This window comes from Runella sp. SP2 (genome assembly GCF_003711225.1).
Taxonomy (GTDB): domain Bacteria; phylum Bacteroidota; class Bacteroidia; order Cytophagales; family Spirosomataceae; genus Runella.
In genome coordinates this window covers 1,837,301-1,856,101 of record NZ_CP031030.1, presented here as the reverse complement: position 1 = coordinate 1,856,101, position 18,801 = coordinate 1,837,301, and the positions used below count along the sequence as shown (strand labels likewise).

The window sequence follows — 18,801 nt, the reverse complement described above, 5'->3', positions numbered from 1 at the left end:
TTGTTAATCACTGACTTTCTTTCGATTAATTGTTAAGGCAAAACAACTAACAAAAACACAAATGCAATCCATCCGCAACATCGCCATCATTGCGCACGTTGACCACGGTAAAACCACTTTGGTGGACAAATTCATCCACTATTCGAAGCTGTTTCGTGAGAACCAGCAGTTTGACGACCTCATTTTGGACAACAATGACCTCGAACGTGAACGAGGCATTACGATTGTTTCTAAGAACGTATCAGTACGCTACAAAGACGTTAAAATTAATATCATAGATACCCCAGGCCACGCCGACTTCGGAGGAGAAGTAGAACGCGTACTTAAAATGGCTGACGGTGTAGTGCTTTTGGTGGATGCTTTTGAAGGTCCAATGCCTCAAACTCGTTTCGTATTGAGCAAAGCACTTCAACTTGGATTAAAAGTTGTGTTGGTGATTAATAAAGTTGACAAACCAAACTGTCGCCCTGAAGAAGTTCACGAAGCGGTATTTGATTTGATGTTTAACTTGGAAGCCAACGAAAGCCAGCTTGACTTCCCAACGGTTTTCGGCTCGTCGAAACAAGGTTGGATGGGACCCGATTGGCAAAAACCAACCGAAGACATTTCACACTTGTTGGATGTCATCGTAGAAAACATCCCTGCGGCTCCTTTCAACGACGGAGAGCCTCAAATGCAGATTACTTCTCTTGATTATAACTCGTTTGTTGGTCGTATTGCCATCGGACGTGTACACCGTGGGACGCTCAAAGAAGGTGCGCAAGTAGGTCTTTGCAAATCTGACGGAAGTGTAAAACGTAACCGTATCAAAGAAATTCAGGTTTTTGAAGGTCTTGGTCGTCAGAAAGTGACGGAAGTTTCTTCGGGAGATATTTGTGCAGTAACAGGTTTGGAAGATTTCGAAATCGGTGACACCATCACTCTTTACGAAAACCCAGAGCCAATCACGCGTATTGCCGTTGATGAGCCAACGATGAACATGTTGTTCACCATCAACAACTCTCCTTTCTTTGGTAAAGAAGGCAAATTTGTAACTTCTCGCCACTTACGCGATCGTTTGTTCAAAGAAATGGAGAAAAACCTTGCCTTGCGCGTTGAGCCATTCGACAGCGAAGATAAATTCTTGGTGTTTGGTCGCGGTATTCTCCACTTGTCGGTATTGATTGAAACCATGCGTCGTGAAGGCTACGAATTGCAAGTAGGCCAGCCACAAGTTATCTTCAAGCAAGACGACAACGGACAACGCCTCGAACCAATCGAAATGTTGGTAGTGGATGTTCCTGAAGAAACAGCGGGTAAAGTGATTGAGCTTGTTACGCAACGTAAAGGTGATTTGCTCGTGATGGAACCACGCGGCGATTTGCAACACTTGGAATTCGACATTCCTTCTCGTGGCTTGATTGGACTTCGTTCCAATGTATTGACAGCTACGCAAGGGGAAGCCGTTATCTCGCACCGTTTCAAGTCGTATGAGCCTCACAAAGGCCCAATCCCAGGACGTATCAACGGCTCTATCATTTCAAAAGGAACAGGCCCAGCTACTCCTTATGCCCTTGACCGTCTTCAAGAGCGTGGCAAGTTTTTTGTTGACCCAAGCGAAGACCTTTACATGGGTATGGTTGTGGGTGAACATAGCCGCCCAGGTGACATCGTGGTAAACCTTCAAGAAACGAAGAAGTTGACCAACATGCGCGCCTCTGGTTCGGACGACAACGTGCGTATTGCTCCTAAAATCAACTTCTCTTTGGAAGAATCAATGGAGTACATCCAAAAAGATGAATACCTTGAAGTAACGCCACAAACACTTCGCATTCGTAAAGTATATCTCGACGAAAACGAGCGTAAACGTAACTCTAAAGAGCTAGAAATGGCTTAGTTCTAGCAATAGAACAAATACTTGTAAGGCAGACCTTCGCGGGTCTGCCTTCTTTTTTTCTACAAACATTACGCCTCTACCGAGGCTTTTTGGATGCTTCTAAAACGTTTGATTAATCTACAAATGTTGCCTACAAATGTTGCGCCTCTGCCGAGGCTTTTTGGATGCTTCTAATACCTTTTGATTAATCTACAAACGTTGCCTACAAACGTTACGCCTCTGCCGAGGCTCTTTGGATGCTTCTAAAACGTTTGATTAATCTACAAACGTTGCCTACAAATGTTGCGCCTCTGCCGAGGCTTTTTGGATGCTTCTAACACGTTGGCTCTGCACAAACATTAATGCTAAAAATAGATACATAAAAAAACCTCGCTTTCTCAAGCGAGGTTTTTTTATGATTTTGGCTGATTCTTTCTTAGAAGAATTTCGCGCGGTTATCTACTACTTTCGCATTTTCGCGGATTGCCTCATTCAACAAGTAGCTTGCTTGGAGGTTCTTTGATTGCAAATTGGCTTTGTACATTGAGTAATCGGCAATTGCTGGTGCTGGCGTATCAGAAACTTTCTCCATGATAAACACACCGTTCTCTCCCGTAAATACTTTTGACTTCTTGCCAACTTTCAAACCAAAACCTTTGCCAAGCGCGATTGGGTCAAGTCCAGCGCTTGTTAAGAATCCTGTCGCCAATGAGATTTCATTTGCAGCTTCTACCAATGCACCTGCACCGTATTTTTGGGCAATTGCCTCAAGCGTTCCACCTTGGATACCGCTCAATTTCTTTGTGATTTGCTCTGCTTTGATTTCGTTACGGACTTTCAAAGTAAGTTCGTCACGGAAATCATTGATAGAAGGGCTATCTTTTGATGACTTACCCGTCAAAATAGCCACTACATATTGCTCGTCTGTTTCAAACACTGGAGAAACTTGGTCAGTTTTTGTATCATCGTTAAATGCCCAACGAACAATTTCACGCGCGTTTTGAATCGTATTAATATTACTTGCCGATTCTGGGATACGGTTTGCCGTTTGAACAAGCAAGCCTTTGTCTTTTTTCACGTTCTCGTCAAACGCTGTCTTTGATTTCGACTCAATTGAGAATTGGTCAGCTTTCGCATAAATCGCATCACGCGTTGCTTGGCTTGGCGTCATTGTTTTACCAATTGCCGCAATCTTGTAAAGAACGTTCGTTTTAGGCTCCGTTACTTTAATAATGTGGAAACCAAAATCTGATTCAATCAAACGACCAATCAAACCTGTACCACTCATTGCAAATACGGCGTCGTTAAATGGCTTCACCATGGCACCTTCACTGAAGAAGCCTAAGTCACCACCACGCTGTGCTGAACCTGGGTCTGCACTGTTTGCAGTGGCCAATTGTTCAAAATTAGCACCACCTTGCAATTGCTTCAACAAATCTGCTGCTTTGGTACGTGCTTCTGCCTTTGCTGAATCACTTGTTCCTTGCGTACGAATCAAAATGTGGCTGGCACGTGCTGTATAAGCTGTGTCAATTTTAGTACCGCCGTATTTATAGATAAAATACGTATTTCCTTCGCGGTAAGGGCCATTTACGCTACCTGGAATAAACGTCTTCACTGCCGACTTCAACTGATCTGGCATGTCTGAGAATGACCAATAAAGTTTTGTAGGCACGTCCGAATTCACGCGGGCGTAAGTTGAATCGCTAGTAGCGGTTGCCAATCCACGCGCCAACTCTTTAATTTTATTGTACATTTCCACGCTATCTTCTTTGGTAGCAATAATTGGGAAAGTTACGTATTGAATCGTACGAGAGTCGAAGCCTTTGTATTCGTCTTTGTGTTTGGCCAAATAATCTTGCAATTGCGAGTCGGTTACCTTAATTGTTGTGTCAACCACAGAATAATAAGGTACGTACAAATAGCGAAGTGACGCTTTAGCCGTTTGCGCTTGGTATTCTTTCTCTGCTTCAGCACGTGTTACGTAGCTTCCTACACGGAGTAAGTTTTCGTATTTCTGACGAAGACGATCTTCGGCCAAGCTCTTCTCAAAATTTTGCCAAGCTTGTTGTTGCTCTACTGGCAAGTTTTTAAGGTTTTTAAGGTAGCTAATCACTTGAGTTTTGTCAAAAACACCCGTTTGAGGGTTTGTAAATGACTGCTGAACGGCTGGGCTCACATTGTTCCCTTGTACCATATCCACTAACTCGTCGCTACTTACTTTCAGACCCAACGCATCGTATTCTTTTTTGTAAGCATAGTCGATGATGTACTGATTCCAAACCTGCTCACGAAGGCTTTGTTGTTCTGGTTCGGTCGCAGCACGACCACTTTGAGCTTCAAACGCCTGACGGGCTTGGTCTAATTTGAGTTGGAAATCCTTGTAACTAATGGTTTCACCTGCGATTTCGCCGACGTTCTGATTGTTTCCAAACAATGCCTGCGAACCTAAAATGTCACCTCCGACAATAAATAGAATCAAACTGGCGGCAATAACCACTACCGCAATACCTGATCGCTCCCTGATTTTGTTGATTAACGCCATAGTTGCTTGCGCGTTATTAAGTTTAAAGTTAATTGTTTAATTAAATGTTCTAAGGAAAAGAAAGGGTTTCCAAAAATTGACCCGCAAAATAACATCATTTACTGGTACATTCCAACATTGATTCATTCTTTGTCAATTTTCGTGCCAAGGTTTTCTTGTTTTTAGCGGATTACAAGCAGTTTTTTGGTAAAGATTGGCTTACCAAAACTACGGACTTTCAGCAAGTATGTGCCCGACGGCAGCGGCGTTAGTCGAAGTGGTTGTGAATTTGACAACAAAGGAGTTTCTTGTTCGAGTATCAATTTCCCATTCAAATCCATTACTTGCATTTTTACGTCGGTCAAATCTTCAAAGCTTTCCAAAAGAAAAACCCCATCTAAACTTGGATTAGGATACACATTCACCCCATTGCCCGACACATCCAAAACATAGTCAAAACGTTCAGAAGTCAGGGATGAACAAGCCCTGCCTGGTTCTAAGAAATAAAAAGCCGTTACGGTGTATGGTCCTGATTTTTGGGCTTTGAGGTATTTTTCTGCAGTAATGGTTTCTTCTGCCCCATAATTCCACCTAAACTGAATGTCTGATAAATAATCCCCTTTCACGTTTAGAATATAATTACCCATTTTTTCAATGCTTGGCTGTGCAGGGATGGGGCTTACTTCTACCTCAACTTCTTTCGACGGAGCAGAGACGCACCCGTGCTCATTAGTCGCGATGAGACTGTATTTGCCCGATTGCCGAACCAGTAGGTTGGATGAAGTTGCCCCATTATTCCAAAGTACGGATGAGGAAGTGTTAGAATACAAAGTCACGGCTTCACGCTCGCAAAACCGCACCAAACCACTTGGCGAAATAACGGGAGTTTCGGGAGTAGGATGCACCGTTACTGTTACTGGAACCGAAAACTGAGAGAAGCAATTGTATTGATTGACTGTTCTTGCAGAAAAACGTCCTGATTCACGAACAGTAATGGACGTGGCATTTTGCCCTGAATTCCACAAAAAGCTATTGGTCGTTGAAAGAGTAGTCCCATTTTCAATCTCTAGCACGACATTTTTATCATTACAAAATTCCAACGGCCCTTTAGCAATAATGGTTGGGACAGATGGTCGAGGATTTTTCACCGTAGAAGTAACGGCTGAAGGCCCAGACCAACACTCGTTTGCATCTTTTATTCGTACGGTATATTGATTTGTCTCAGATACGTCGATGGTTCGGCCGTTGGAGCCGTTGCTCCACTGATACGCTGAGGCTTCGGGTGCTGAGAGCGTAATTTGATCTCCTTCACAAAAAGAAGTACCTCCACTCACCGAAATGATGGGAATCGCTGGTTTTGGCAAAGCCTCAAACGTCTGCTGATTAATTTCGACCGTAGGAGAATACACAAAATTTCCATTAAAATCCCTCACTTTTACCCGATATGTTCCATTCTCAACCGTAATTTCTCGCGAACCTCCTCCCACTTGGTTCCAATTTACTTCAGGATAATTATTTGCTTGAATGGATAACTTTACCCGATTTTCTCCCGCACAACTTACTTTAAAGGTAGGTATTGGGAAGGGATTCCGAGGCTGTGAGCTTTGGAAAAACGAATCGGTGAGTGAATTGTTCCATGCTTCTCCCAACAAATTCAACCCAGCACCTTGCATGTGAACGCCGTCAGGTCGAGGAATTTGAATATTGTCAGTAACTGGCCCTGCAAAGACATTATACACCGACCCTATAACTCGGTTTTGCGCATTAATGACTGAAGCATTGCTTCCCTTTTCGCTAAATGAAACCCGTGATACTACCCAACTAAGGTTGTGCCCAAAATCATTTCGACTTTGTCCAATAATTTGTTGGAGATTACTCACAATTTCATCTTCGGGGATGTTAAAGCCCGTATCAGATTCTCCTTGATGCCATAAAATAGCCCTAATTCCCGTTAAACTCGCAAATTCGCGAAGTGTCACCCGAAGTTGGGAATAAGGCAATTGGTTTCCATAAAAACCACCCACGTACGGATTACTTGCATTTCCGTAGAGGCTTTCGCGCCACGCACGGCTTGTCGTACCTTCCAAAGCAGCATTGTAAAATAAAATAGGGACGTTGAGCCTTTTGACCAACAAATCGCCCAATATCCCCCACGACCAAGCAGAATATCCATAAGGTGCAATATAACTATCGGCATTTAAGTGCGAAAAAGTGGGTTGTGGCAGCTCATTCGGTTCAAAATTGGAATTTAAGTAATTAAAACAGCTCACTCGGTCATCTACTGCTCCCGAAGCTCCATAGTTTTGAATCCCACGTGCATTGGACTGGCCTGCAACCACAAACACCTCACCTACTCCTACGCGGTCAACTTCGGTCATTTCGGCCACTTGTCCATTTCGAATCAGACGTACTTCGAGTTTATACCATCCTCCTTCTGCTGAAATTTCTCCTGAAAAAACACCACCTACGGGTGCATTTTCAAGTAATTGCCAACCTGTGGGCGTTCCCTGTCCTGTATGGATGGGCGTCAAAGCAGCTTCTACTCGTTCTGGAATAGACTGTTTGTACGTCCCTGCGACAACAAACGATGCCTTATTGGCTTGTGAGCGTTGAAAAACAATGCGAGATGTTGGAAAACTAACGGTTACTTGAGAAAATGCTGGTATGATGGCTAGAAAAAAGACAACCACACTTACACAATGGCGACTCAAATTCCCAAACACTCCGTTAAAGTAGGGCTTTGGCATTCGATAATGAATAGGTTACTGCGAAAAAGCTGCAAAATTACGCATTTGCCGCATGAAGGCCAAACCGACAAATCAATCAGTCTCGGTTTTAATGGTATTTCAATATTTTTTGTGGGTTTGTTAACTTCCTGATTTACCCTATTTTAGAAATTAGCGGGCATTTTTCTGTTTGATTTGACCGTCGCTCTTGCTAACTTGCGGCCATGGCAGACAATTTTGTAGTTTCGGCGCGGAAATATCGCCCCATTACTTTTGACTCAGTTGTTGGGCAGTCACACATTACGACTACCCTCAAAAACGCCATTCGTACCAACCACCTCGCTCAAGCTTTCTTGTTTTGTGGGCCACGTGGCGTGGGCAAAACAACCAACGCCCGTATTTTGGCCAAAACCATTAACTGTCAGAGCCTTACTGACGAGATTGAGCCTTGTGGCGAGTGCGAAAGTTGCGTGGCTTTTCAAAACAATGCTTCATTTAACGTTCACGAATTGGATGCTGCCTCCAATAACTCCGTGGATGATATTCGTAACTTGATTGACCAAGTACGCTACCCGCCCCAAACGGGAAAGTACAAAATATACATCATTGACGAGGTGCACATGCTTTCGTCGTCGGCTTTTAATGCTTTTCTAAAAACGTTGGAAGAACCGCCGAGCTACGCCATTTTTATTTTGGCAACCACTGAAAAGCATAAAATACTCCCAACGATTTTGTCGCGTTGTCAAATCTTTGATTTTAACCGCATACAACCACGCGACATTGCCGATCATCTTGAGCACATTGCCCAAAAAGAAGGTATTTCGACCGAACGGGAGGCACTCGAACTCATCGCCCAAAAAGCGGATGGAGGGCTTAGAGACGCCCTTTCGATGTTTGACTTAAATGTCACCTTTTCGACAGATGATACTGTTCGGTACAAAGATGTTCTCGAAAACCTCCACATTCTCGACTACGACTATTATTTCCGATTGACGGATGCCCTGCTTGCAAGTGATGTCTCACAAACGTTGTTAATTTTTAATGAAATTATCAAAAAAGGTTTCGACGGGCACTTGTTTGTGGTAGGGATGCTGGAGCATTTCCGTAATTTGCTGGTAGCCAAAGACCCTGCAACAGTTCAGCTGCTCGAAGTATCCGAAATGGCTAAAAACAAATATTTAGACCAGTCGGCAAGGGCTTCAGTGTCGTTTCTACTTTCTGCACTAAGTGTTGGAAGTCAATGCGATATAAATTACAAAGCGGCTAAACAACAGCGACTGCACGTGGAAATATGCCTGATGAAACTGGCAAAAATCCCTGAAGTTCTGGATTTGAATACGCTGTCGGGCGACGAAAAAAAAAAGCCTAGTCTGACCGAAAATACCCCAGTAACTGTTCAGAAAGCTGCTACTCCTAAACCCGTTGCCTCCCTTCCAAGTCCAAGTGTTGCGGCAGAAACTCCCCCTCCCTACCCTCAAAACGGCTTACCAGGCGCTTTGGGAAAACTCCGTTCTACGGTCAATATCTCTGCGCAGCCCCAGCCAGTAGAGGAGACAAAACCAGTCACAAAAACCAAAGAAACTCCTACAGTTGCGGCAGAAGTGCCTGCAACTTGGGAAGACCAGTCTTTTACAACCGAAGAACTTCAACAAACATGGGACGCGTTTTCTCGTTTTCGTGAGCAAAATGGGGGTGCTGTCAGCGAGCAAATTATGCTCAATCGTGAATTTAAAATTGAGGGAACTACGATTGAATTAATTTTAGACAACTTACACCAAGAGGTTCTGCTCAACGACGTGAAACCCGAATTGCTGGGGTATTTACGTCGCCATCTTAAAAATCGGCAAATTCAAATTTCGTACCGCATTGCGCCCAACGAAGTAAAGCGTAATCCCTATACACCGCTCGAAAAGTTCAATACATTAGCTGAGAAAAACCCCTCTCTTCTCGAACTCCAGCGACTCCTTGGTTTGGATGTTGATTTTTAAAGAAGACTTTAGAGTATATTGTCACCCAAAAGTCATATATTAGGAAACAGTATCACTTCAAAACCCAAACCTTCACATCTTATGTTCACGCGTCGTGATTTTCTAAAAAGCACTGCCATCGGTGGGGCTTCTTCTTTGATTTCGATTAACCCACTTTTGGCGGCGACTCGTCCCAAAAAGGACAAACTTGGAATTGCCTTGGTGGGTCTCGGTTATTACAGCACCGATTTGCTCGCTCCTGCCCTTCAACTTACCAAAAACTGTGAGCTGATGGGTATTGTCACAGGGACTCCCTCCAAAGCAGAAACGTGGCAAAAGAAATTTAACCTCAAGGACAAAAACATCTACAATTATCAGAATTTTGACCAAATCGCCAACAATCCTGACATCGACGTAGTATATGTCGTGCTTCCTCCGAGTATGCACCGCGAATTTGTCGTTCGGGCTGCCAAGGCAGGTAAACAGGTATTTTGTGAAAAACCCATGGCACCTAGTGTAGCCGATTGTGAAGCAATGATTAAAGCCTGTGCCGATAACAAAGTAAAACTCGCCATCGGATACCGTTGTCAACACGACCCAAATACCCAAGCTTACATGAAGTTTGCCAAAGAAAAAACGTTTGGTAAAGTACGAATGGTAACGTGTGGCGCAGGGTATTTCGACGCCCGTACGACCCATTGGAAACAGAACAAAGCCCTTGGCGGTGGTGTGATGGGCGACATGGGTGTGTATGCCATTCAAGGTGCGCGCTTGGCAGTAGGTGAAGAACCAACGTCGGTTTCGGCCCAATTCCACACAACTCGCCCAGACATTTACAAAGAAGTTGAGGAAACTGCGACGTTTCAATTGGAGTTTCCAAGTGGCGCTTTGGCCGCTTGTCATACCAGTTTTGGTATCAATATGAACTACTTGCAAGCCAATTGCGAAAAAGGTTGGTTTAAAATGGAACCGTTTTCGAGCTACAATGGCAACAAAGGAAGCAGCCCACAAGGGCCAATTGATTTTCCTTTGCAAAGCCAACAAGCCAAGCAATTGGACGATGATACAGACGCACTTATCAAAGGTATTCCATTAATAGCGCCAGGCGAAGAAGGGCTACGGGATATTCGCATCGTTGAGGCCGTTTATAAGTCGGTGGCAAATGGCGGGAAGAAAATTACCATTTAGTATTTTTTCGCACAGAACGGCACAGATTAAATGCACGCAGATGTCGCAGAAATCATTTCTGTGCCATCTGCGTGCATTTAATCTGTGCACATCTGTGTGAAAATTTTACCTATTGTTGAGAAGCAATTAATCTGCCACTTTGCCCAATAAATTTACCCCAACCAATAAAAAGAGAACACCAACTAAAAAGGGGACAATGGTTTCCCATTTTGTAAGGGTGAAGCCCATCACTGCCTTGTCGGACATAAAGGCGATGCAAGCAAAAAGGATGAAGATAACGCCAATTCCAGTTAAAATACTTCCAAACGTACGTTTCATGTGAGCGCGAGGTTTTATATAGGTTGCAAAACTACCAATTTATACAAAAAAACTATTCTACTCCTCGGGTCGGATTTTAAGCCCTTCTTGATGAATAATATATTCGGAGGTGTAATAAAATCGGTGGCATAGCCAAAGTCCAATCCCCCAACTTCCGAAAGCTAGTATCAAGGTCGGGACTTTGAACATTATCAAGAAAAATCCCATAAAAAAGGCGTAGAACCCTTGGCGAAGCAACGTATCCATCACATAATGCTTTTGTAAAAATCGCCCAAAAAGCAAAAACAGCACCCCAATGACTAACATTGACCATTCCAAAATATACCCCCAACTCAAACCAGCTGGCATATAGCGAACGAGGAAAACAACTTCAGGCAACATCAAGAGGACAAAAAGCAATCCGTATTGCTGTAGGCGCTGTCCCATTTTAATTGGCATATTTCGCAACAAAGGCAACTGTAAATGTTCAAATTCGTAGAGATGTAACATCAAGACCGAATGCACCATTCCAATCATCAATGCCCCCAACGAAAACAAGCGCTCGTCGTAGCTGTCGGTGGGGTAAATTTTGCAAATTCCCACGACAACAAAACAGGAAAAACCTTTCGTAAGAAACAATAAAACGGGATTTTCGGAAAACAAATACAGAATAAAATACGACCACTGAGGCTTACTAAATCGTCGATTTAGATAAGTAGTAACGGTACTCAAACGCGTATCAGGGTTTGGCCGTTGCAGGCGATATTCGTAGGCCGCAACCCCCGTTAGAGGTACCAATAGCAGGTAAATCATCGTTGCGATAACCGACAATCGTTGCCCAGTCCACCAGCCGTAATACCCCACAAAAGTCACGTACAGCGCCACAGGCAACCAAAGCATCCATTGTACATACAACCACGCCGCCCAACGGTAAGGCTTGGCAATCAACAATAAGTTATAAAGAAAACTGTGGGAATCCCACAAGAGCCTTTGTCGTACAAAAAAGACTGTTTTGAAGTGATACAAGGCAAATACAACACCCATTAACGCCAACAAAAATGGGGATGCAAACACATAAGAGGCAAGAGCGATGTGGTCTTCGGGGCGTAATATACCGAAAGCAAACATAGCAACTAAGAACAGAAAGCCCGTATTGAGGCGGTAGTATTCGGTAACGAGGGTTTTGCGGAGAATGTGCAGTACGGCTAACATCAGTGGCGGTCATTTTCGCCCCGAGGCGGCGGCAGTTCCGTGATTTTTTTGTCTTTTACTTCAAACAATTGCTTGATGGGTAAGGCTTCAAATCGAAAATCTTGGTGCGAAGAAAGCAAAAAAGTCACACCTTGGGCATGGTACATTTGCACAAGTTCATACACCTTTTGCACAGTAGCATCATCAATCGTGATGAGAGGTTCGTCCAAAATAATCACTTTGGGTTGTCCCAAAAACGCAATTGCCAACGATGTCTTTTTAAGCATTCCGCTCGAATAAGTTCCTGATGGTTGGTACAAAAATGGTTCAATGCCAAGTAGTTCAATCAGTTCATCCACTTGTTTTTTCGACGCTTTTTTTGCCTTTGCCACAAATTGAATCAGGTCATTGGCGGTCAAAAACTCAGGATAATCAGGTTCTGCTTCGCCATAATTGATGTGCAATCGGTAGTCAATGGGATTTTTACGAATATCCCAAGTCCCCATTTTAATTTCACCCTCAAAAGGCAACATACCCGCCAACGTCCTAAAAAATGTCGTTTTCCCCGACCCATTCGCCCCTTTAAACCAATGGATTCCTTCTTTTAAAAAGAGAGAGGGCACCTGAAGTACCAGATGCCCTCCGTAAGATTTGTGTAGATTGGTAATTTGAAGCATACCTTCTTTACAACTTATTTTCTTGTTTTAGCCACGCTTAATACATGTTGGCCAATTTTGGTTCCTGCTTTATTACCTTCATCACAACCCGAACGGTAGTGTATTCCGCCGTAAAGACGGCTGTTACTTGCCATTAAAGCCGCCTCTCTAAAAGATTTAAATGACAAGACTCCATGACCATGTTTGTATTCTGTCGAATCAGTAAAGGCAATATTATCACCATGAATAAACGACAATACCTCTGCCGAAGCTGCCGAAATCGTACTGTGTCCACTGGTATATTCGGGGAAAGGCGGGGTTTGCAAAAATGGTTGCCATTTTGGGTCAATGTCTGAGTTAATAACCGTTTCTGGGCGTACTTTACGACTACGGTATTTTTCTTCCCAACAACCAATAAATCCGTCTAACAATGCAATGGATGTAAGTGAATATCCCTCGACACATTTTTCAAAAGCTACTTTTTGGTTACGGCATACGGTTGAATGTATGGCCAACCAATGTCCTCCAGGGGTCATTTTTTTATTGGCAAACATCACGTGCCCCACGACATTCATTACAAATGGATTATCATCCCAAAACCATGCAATCCGTTTTTCTTCTTCGCTTAGTTTTTTACCAATCTCATACACCTCCCGCGTTTCTTCCCAAAACTTTGAGTTTTTATTTTTTGTCCACATAGGAGGAGGCGGAGGTGAAAATTGGCGTGCCGAATCCAATGACAATGAGCGGATTTTATGCCATTCGGGCTCACACGCATCGGCATAGGCTGGCGGAGTTGGCACCCAAGTCCCTGGCTCATTTGTTACCGTAAAACGAACCCCACGGGTCTGTTTGTACTTATCACCCGTCGAGTACTTGATCACGTGCGCAGCCACACTGTCGCCGTACGCCATCGAACGCTCTATGACGTCTGATGGGATGCCCATAGCTTCGTATTTTTTGTAGAATGTTTTTTCATATTCATCAAAAAAACTAGCCGAAAAAGTCAGGGTTCTCGCTACTTTCAAAAAAGCACGGGTGCTGGCCAAAGGAAAGCAATAGTCTTTACCTGCTTCTGGTTGTAGGGGTGTCTTAAAACCGTTTAATTTGCCACCCAACGATTCATACGCAGGGTAGCCTGGCACCATGGCCTCATAGCCTGCCAAGTTTGAATACGCATAAATTCGACTTGCAACGGGTGGTTTGAAGATGTCATGGATAATTACCTCTGTCAACAATTCCACCGATTTATGGTATAATTCAGGATCAGCTGCTTTGGCATTATACTCTTCGGGTTTGGCTTTTGGCTTGCACGAAACCATCCAAAAAGAAATACCAGCGACTAACACAAAAAGAGCTTTCTTTTTCAGCATACGTTTCAAATTAGAAAAACAATTGAAGTAAAAAATATCCTAAGAAAATGCAAATGTAAAAAACCCCACCATGAAAAAATTGATTTCCATCAGTTATTTTCCCGAGTTGAGAACCATCCTACTGGCTTTTAATGTTTGTTTTTTGTAGTTTTAAAAGAATAACGCTATTTTTCCACAAACTTAAACTCTTTAAAGCATTTGGTCGAAAAAGTAATTTCCCTAGAAAATGTGTCGCTCTTAGACTTTTTGGGCGTTGAAAACAACCACATTAGAGAAGTGGCCGCCGCCTTTCCGATGAGTAAAATCATATCGCGCGGCAACGAAATTAGGGTAATGGGTACTCCTCCCGAAATCCTTCGTATAAGTGACATTCTTGAGTCATTGATCCAGCACTATCAAAAGTACGGCAAAATTACCCACGAAAACGTACGTCATTATCTTACTGCTAACGGTGGCTCTATTGCTCCACCCCACGTTCTTCAAGACGAGAAAGATGTGATTGTGTATGGTACTCGCGGGATTGTGGTACGGGCCAAAACTGCCAACCAACAACTGATGGTGGAAAAAGCAGCCCAACATGATTTGATGTTTGCCGTTGGTCCAGCAGGTACAGGAAAAACCTATACCGCAGTGGCGCTTGCTGTTCAGGCCCTCAAAGAGAAAAAAGTCAAAAAACTCATCATTACCCGTCCTGCGGTGGAAGCAGGCGAAAATCTTGGTTTTCTCCCTGGTGACCTTAAAGAAAAAATAGACCCGTATTTACGGCCTATTTATGATGCCTTGGAAGACATGATTCAAACCGAGAAGCTGAAGTTCTATTTGGAAAACAATATCATTGAGATTGCCCCGTTAGCCTACATGAGGGGACGTACACTCAATAATGCCTTCATTCTGTTGGATGAAGCCCAGAATACGACTCCTTCGCAAATGAAAATGTTTTTGACGCGGATGGGCCCTAGCTCAAAAGTGATTATTACGGGGGATAAAACGCAAGTGGATCTTCCTAAAAACCAACAGTCTGGTTTACGGGATGCCCTTGAAACCCTCCGCCACGTCAAAGACATTGCTTTTGTAGAGTTGGACGGACGCGACGTCATTCGCCACCGTTTGGTGAAAGACATTTTGGATGCGTACGAAAAGAAAGAAAAATAATTGTTTTCTCGTTTGCATTGACAACTATGATTCAAAGTGTACGGTGGGTTGCCTGTTGGGCCTTTTTGTGGTTTAGTTTAGGTATTTTTGAGGCAAGTGCGCAACGTTGCTCGGCAGTTCAGTACGATTCGGTATTGGCCAAACGGTATCCTTATTGGAAACTAAAACGCCAAATGCTCGAAGATTCTGTTCAAACTTTCTTGCGATTACCCAAGCGGGCGGCCCGTTTAGGAGCTGTTTGTTCATCCATACGGATTCCCGTTGTAGTGCACGTTGTACATTCAACAGCTACAGGTGCGATTGGGGGGGCAGGAAATGGCAATATTTCGGACGAGCAAATCAAAGAACAAATCAGAATACTCAACGAAGACTACCGCCGCAAAGCTGGTACGCGGGGCTTTAACACCAACGCCGTTGGAGCAGATACAGGCATCGAATTTTATTTGGCCAATATCGACCCCGATGGCAAATCAACCAACGGAATAACGCGTCATTATTATGCTCAAAAAACAAATTTTGACGTTTTTAATGATGACCAACTTTTGGCCGACATCACCACCCAACAAAAAGAATGGCCCACTGATCGCTATTTAAACATTTGGGTGACTCGGTTTGCCAATAATTACCTCGGAATTGCCCAATTTCCATCTGTTACGGGCGTCAATGGCCTCGATAACAGTACAGAACTACAAGTTCGTACCGACGGAGTCTTTATTGATTACCGCGTTTTTGGCATTGGCGCAACCGTTACCAGTCGTCTGTATAATTTGGGACGTACTACCACCCACGAAGTAGGTCACTGGCTGGGATTAATTCATACGTGGGGAGACGACAATTGTGGCAATGATTATTGTGACGACACCCCTCGTTGTGAAAGCGGCAACCAATCTACCAATTGCGGCCCCGTATTTTCTTTTTGTTCGGGTGTTCGTACCCAAAACATGACCGAAAACTACATGGATTATTCGCCTGATTCTTGCATGAATGTTTTCACCAAAAATCAGACAGAAAGAATGATGGCCGTCATTGAAAAATCAACCCGACGAAACAGTTTGGTAAAATATTGGTGCTCGCAACTCCCTTTTGGCAATAACCTCGCCATTGAGATTGCTCCCAATCCTGCCCAAAACGTTGATGTTACGTATGTGAGAGTTACTTTAAAAGAATTTAGTACGTTTACGGTTGAGTTGTTTACGCTAAGTGGTCAGCTCTTGCACCAAAAAACTTTTGAAAACTATCCGAGCTGGGATGTCCCCATTTCCACAGTAGATATACCACCAGGAACTTATTTGATACGGGTCAAAACCAAAGATGAGACCGTCACCCAACGCCTTGTTGTAATTCGATGATAAAAAAATGTCAGGTTGCTCCCAACCTGACATTTTTGTTTTAAAACCAAACGCCAATAACCATGAATCCACTTTTGCGCGTCACGATTGCCTTTGTTATCGGTATATTAGTTCAACACCAGTGGCCACTGCCAACGCCTATGCTTTGGGCTTTGGGGACATTATTAGGCACTCTTTGGTTTATTGGTTTGGCTCGGTCACACAATCGTTACCTACTCGGCGCTACCACGTTTGGGGTATTTGTCTATTTGGGAGTGCTAGCGACCAGCTTAAAAAACGAAACCCTCGCCCCTATCCACCTTGTACATTTTCGTTTGGACAGTATTCAAGCTTATCGCGGACAAGTAATCACGTTTCCCGAAACGCGAGGTAAAACACACCGCGCAGTTTTGGAGGTAACACACGTTAAATACAACCATCATTGGCGAGCAGCGAAAGGAAAAATTCAAACATATATTGATAAGACAACCCCACGCCCTGCTTACGGCGCAGAGTTAGTTGTGCTTGGCGCACCTCAGCAAGTAGCGCCTCCTTTAAATCCAAATCAATTTGATTTTAGGCAATTTTTGTCGCATAAACAGATATACTTCCAACATTATTTACGCCGCACCAATTTTGCAACGACTGGTGAAAACTTCTCTCACTGGTACACCCGTTGGCCTTATCAATTAAGTCAATGGAGCGACGACGCTCTGAAGAAACTTGTTCCCATCGAGCGTGAATATGCCGTGGCGAAAGCCATGATTTTAGGACTTCGCGACGATATGGACTCCGAACTTGTGCAAGCCTATTCGGCAGCAGGGGCGGTTCATGTACTTTCGGTATCTGGCTTTCATATTGGTGTGTTTGTGGCTATTATTGCCTTTTTACTCCAAAAACTCAGAACCCACCGACGGGGACGTTGGCTATACGTTGGCTTAACTTTAGGAATACTTTGGTTTTATGCCATCCTTACTGGACTCTCAGCGCCTGTAGTTCGATCGGCATTAATGTTCAGTTTATTTCTTTTGGCCGAGCCACTTGGCAAGAAGCCAAACGGGGAAAATGCGCTTTATGGTTCTGCCTTGATTTTACTGGCTTACGACCCATTTTTGGTCTTTTCGGTCAGTTTTCAACTGTCTTATGCGGCGCTTGCGGGGATTATTTTCTGGCAGCCAACAATATACCAATGGGTTACGGCCAAAGATTGGTTTTTAGACAAACTTTGGGCAATCACCGCAGTCGCCCTTGCTGCTCAGTTGGCCACCTTTCCCCTGTCAGTTTATTATTTTCATCAATTTCCCACCTATTTTTTGGTGGCCAATCCCCTCGTTGTAGCGCTCTCTACCGCCATGATTCCCGTTGCGTTGGTGGCATTGGCGCTTTCCGCTGTGCCCTTTGTTGCTCCAATTGTCGGTTGGATTTTAACAGGAGTTACGTGGTTGCTCAACCAATCCGTGGTTTGGATTGAACAGCTTCCAAGCGCTACCCTCACTGGTATTACTTTTAGTAAATTGGAAATAGCGATTGTCTATGCTATTATTGGGATACTTGCTTATTGTTGGTATCAAAAAGAAGCGTTTTTGGTAAAGGTGGCCTTGGCACTGAGTGCCATTCTCGTTGTGATACAAGGCATTCATTTGTACGAAAACAACACCCAAAAGTTCTTCATTGTACACGACGTACCCAAACAAACGGTCTTCAGTTTCATTGATGGCCAACGAGCCACTCTCGTGGCTGATTCGTCGTTTTTTGCTTCCAATCAACAGACTTTTTCATTTTATCTTAAAAACTTTTATGACATCCACGGAATACGCGAAATCACAAACATTTCGTTGGATAAAGCCACCAATTCAGGAATGGTTCGCCCCCTTCCTTTTGGAAAACTTATTGTGTGGAAAGGTCAGGAATTAATCATTGCCGAACGGCCAATTTCTACGCTGCCCGCTCATTTTACCTCCCCCATCATCGTACGAAAAGGAGCCATCAAAAGCATTCAGAAAAACGCTTACTTTGAGCAAATCCCCCTCATTTTCGACAGCTCTGTCTCCTCTTATTACCTCAAATCTCTTGCCCAAAAGTCCACTTCCAGCCTTCATTCTTGGTATTTTACGTTTCAAAAAGGCGCTTATATCCGTAAAATTTAAGGTTTTTTCCAAAATTAGTACCCTTAAAGTTTGGCTTGATAGAAAATAAGGCTCTATATTTGCATAGTTAATCAATAGATATTGTTATAAATTATATTCAACGACATGAAACCAGCTATTACACCCAATTTTACCCTTACTCAACTTGAAATATTAGGATTTGACCGTGTCGGTTTTGTAGAAGAGGTGACGAGATTTGTCTCCGACTATGGTCACATTGTTAGCGTACGATTTGAGGCTGACGGCGTGCGCTCGCAAGGATTTCTCAAAATTAAACTAGACCAATTCGAACGACTTGAAAGTCTCTTGGTTCGGCTCAAGGCGATTACAGGGCTGGTCCGCGTCAAAAAAGTGGAGACAAATCCTCATAAGTAAGGATATTTGCCTCCACTTCTCA

At 43.6% G+C, this 18,801-nt stretch carries 13 protein-coding genes; 7 read left to right on the top strand and 6 right to left on the bottom strand.

The window, feature by feature from the left end:
• Positions 1-61 precede the first annotated feature (61 nt).
• Positions 62-1,876: a translational GTPase TypA gene (typA, locus tag DTQ70_RS07830; RefSeq protein WP_122930295.1), complete on the top strand. Its 1,815-nt coding sequence runs from the start codon at positions 62-64 to the stop codon at positions 1,874-1,876.
• A gap of 415 nt (positions 1,877-2,291) precedes the next feature.
• Here typA and DTQ70_RS07825 read toward each other — a convergent pair whose 3' ends face one another.
• Positions 2,292-4,400, bottom strand: coding sequence for a peptidylprolyl isomerase (locus DTQ70_RS07825; protein WP_122930294.1), 2,109 nt, complete (start codon positions 4,398-4,400; stop codon positions 2,292-2,294).
• 161 nt (positions 4,401-4,561) lie between these two features.
• Positions 4,562-7,126, bottom strand: a complete 2,565-nt coding sequence (locus tag DTQ70_RS07820; protein ID WP_122930293.1) for a T9SS type A sorting domain-containing protein — start codon at positions 7,124-7,126, stop codon at positions 4,562-4,564.
• 203 nt (positions 7,127-7,329) lie between these two features.
• On the opposite strand from DTQ70_RS07820, the gene DTQ70_RS07815 reads away from it, so the two are divergent.
• Positions 7,330-9,093 carry a DNA polymerase III subunit gamma/tau gene (locus DTQ70_RS07815; RefSeq protein ID WP_122930292.1) on the top strand — a complete coding sequence of 588 codons (1,764 nt, stop codon included), beginning with the start codon at positions 7,330-7,332 and terminating at the stop codon, positions 9,091-9,093.
• A gap of 81 nt (positions 9,094-9,174) precedes the next feature.
• Complete coding sequence (locus DTQ70_RS07810) at positions 9,175-10,260, top strand: Gfo/Idh/MocA family protein (protein WP_122930291.1); 1,086 nt, start codon at positions 9,175-9,177, stop codon at positions 10,258-10,260.
• A gap of 126 nt (positions 10,261-10,386) precedes the next feature.
• Here the strand turns inward: DTQ70_RS07810 and DTQ70_RS07805 are convergent, their stop codons facing one another.
• The 4 genes from DTQ70_RS07805 to DTQ70_RS07790 are packed head-to-tail and all read right to left on the bottom strand — an operon-like array spanning position 10,387 to position 13,777.
• On the bottom strand, positions 10,387-10,578 hold the full coding sequence (locus DTQ70_RS07805; RefSeq protein ID WP_122930290.1) for a hypothetical protein: 192 nt from the start codon (positions 10,576-10,578) through the stop codon (positions 10,387-10,389).
• A 57-nt stretch (positions 10,579-10,635) separates the two neighbouring features.
• Positions 10,636-11,769: a hypothetical protein gene (locus DTQ70_RS07800; RefSeq protein WP_122930289.1), complete on the bottom strand. Its 1,134-nt coding sequence runs from the start codon at positions 11,767-11,769 to the stop codon at positions 10,636-10,638.
• Positions 11,769-12,425, bottom strand: a complete 657-nt coding sequence (locus DTQ70_RS07795; RefSeq protein ID WP_122930288.1) for an ABC transporter ATP-binding protein — start codon at positions 12,423-12,425, stop codon at positions 11,769-11,771. The genes DTQ70_RS07800 and DTQ70_RS07795 overlap by 1 nt, the downstream gene beginning before the upstream one ends.
• A gap of 14 nt (positions 12,426-12,439) precedes the next feature.
• Positions 12,440-13,777, bottom strand: a complete 1,338-nt coding sequence (locus DTQ70_RS07790) for a vanadium-dependent haloperoxidase (protein WP_122930287.1) — start codon at positions 13,775-13,777, stop codon at positions 12,440-12,442.
• 198 nt (positions 13,778-13,975) lie between these two features.
• On the opposite strand from DTQ70_RS07790, the gene DTQ70_RS07785 reads away from it, so the two are divergent.
• From DTQ70_RS07785 to DTQ70_RS07770, 4 genes are all read left to right on the top strand, one after another.
• Entirely contained in the window at positions 13,976-14,929 is a 954-nt protein-coding gene (locus DTQ70_RS07785; protein ID WP_122930286.1) for a PhoH family protein, read from the top strand.
• Between the two features lie 26 nt (positions 14,930-14,955).
• On the top strand, positions 14,956-16,278 hold the full coding sequence (locus tag DTQ70_RS07780) for a M43 family zinc metalloprotease (RefSeq protein ID WP_122930285.1): 1,323 nt from the start codon (positions 14,956-14,958) through the stop codon (positions 16,276-16,278).
• Positions 16,279-16,340: 62 nt separating this feature from the next.
• Positions 16,341-18,404 (top strand): ComEC/Rec2 family competence protein, encoded by a 2,064-nt coding sequence (locus tag DTQ70_RS07775; protein ID WP_122930284.1) that lies wholly within the window; start codon positions 16,341-16,343, stop codon positions 18,402-18,404.
• A gap of 105 nt (positions 18,405-18,509) precedes the next feature.
• Positions 18,510-18,779: a hypothetical protein gene (locus DTQ70_RS07770; protein ID WP_122930283.1), complete on the top strand. Its 270-nt coding sequence runs from the start codon at positions 18,510-18,512 to the stop codon at positions 18,777-18,779.
• The last annotated feature ends 22 nt before the right edge of the window (positions 18,780-18,801 follow it).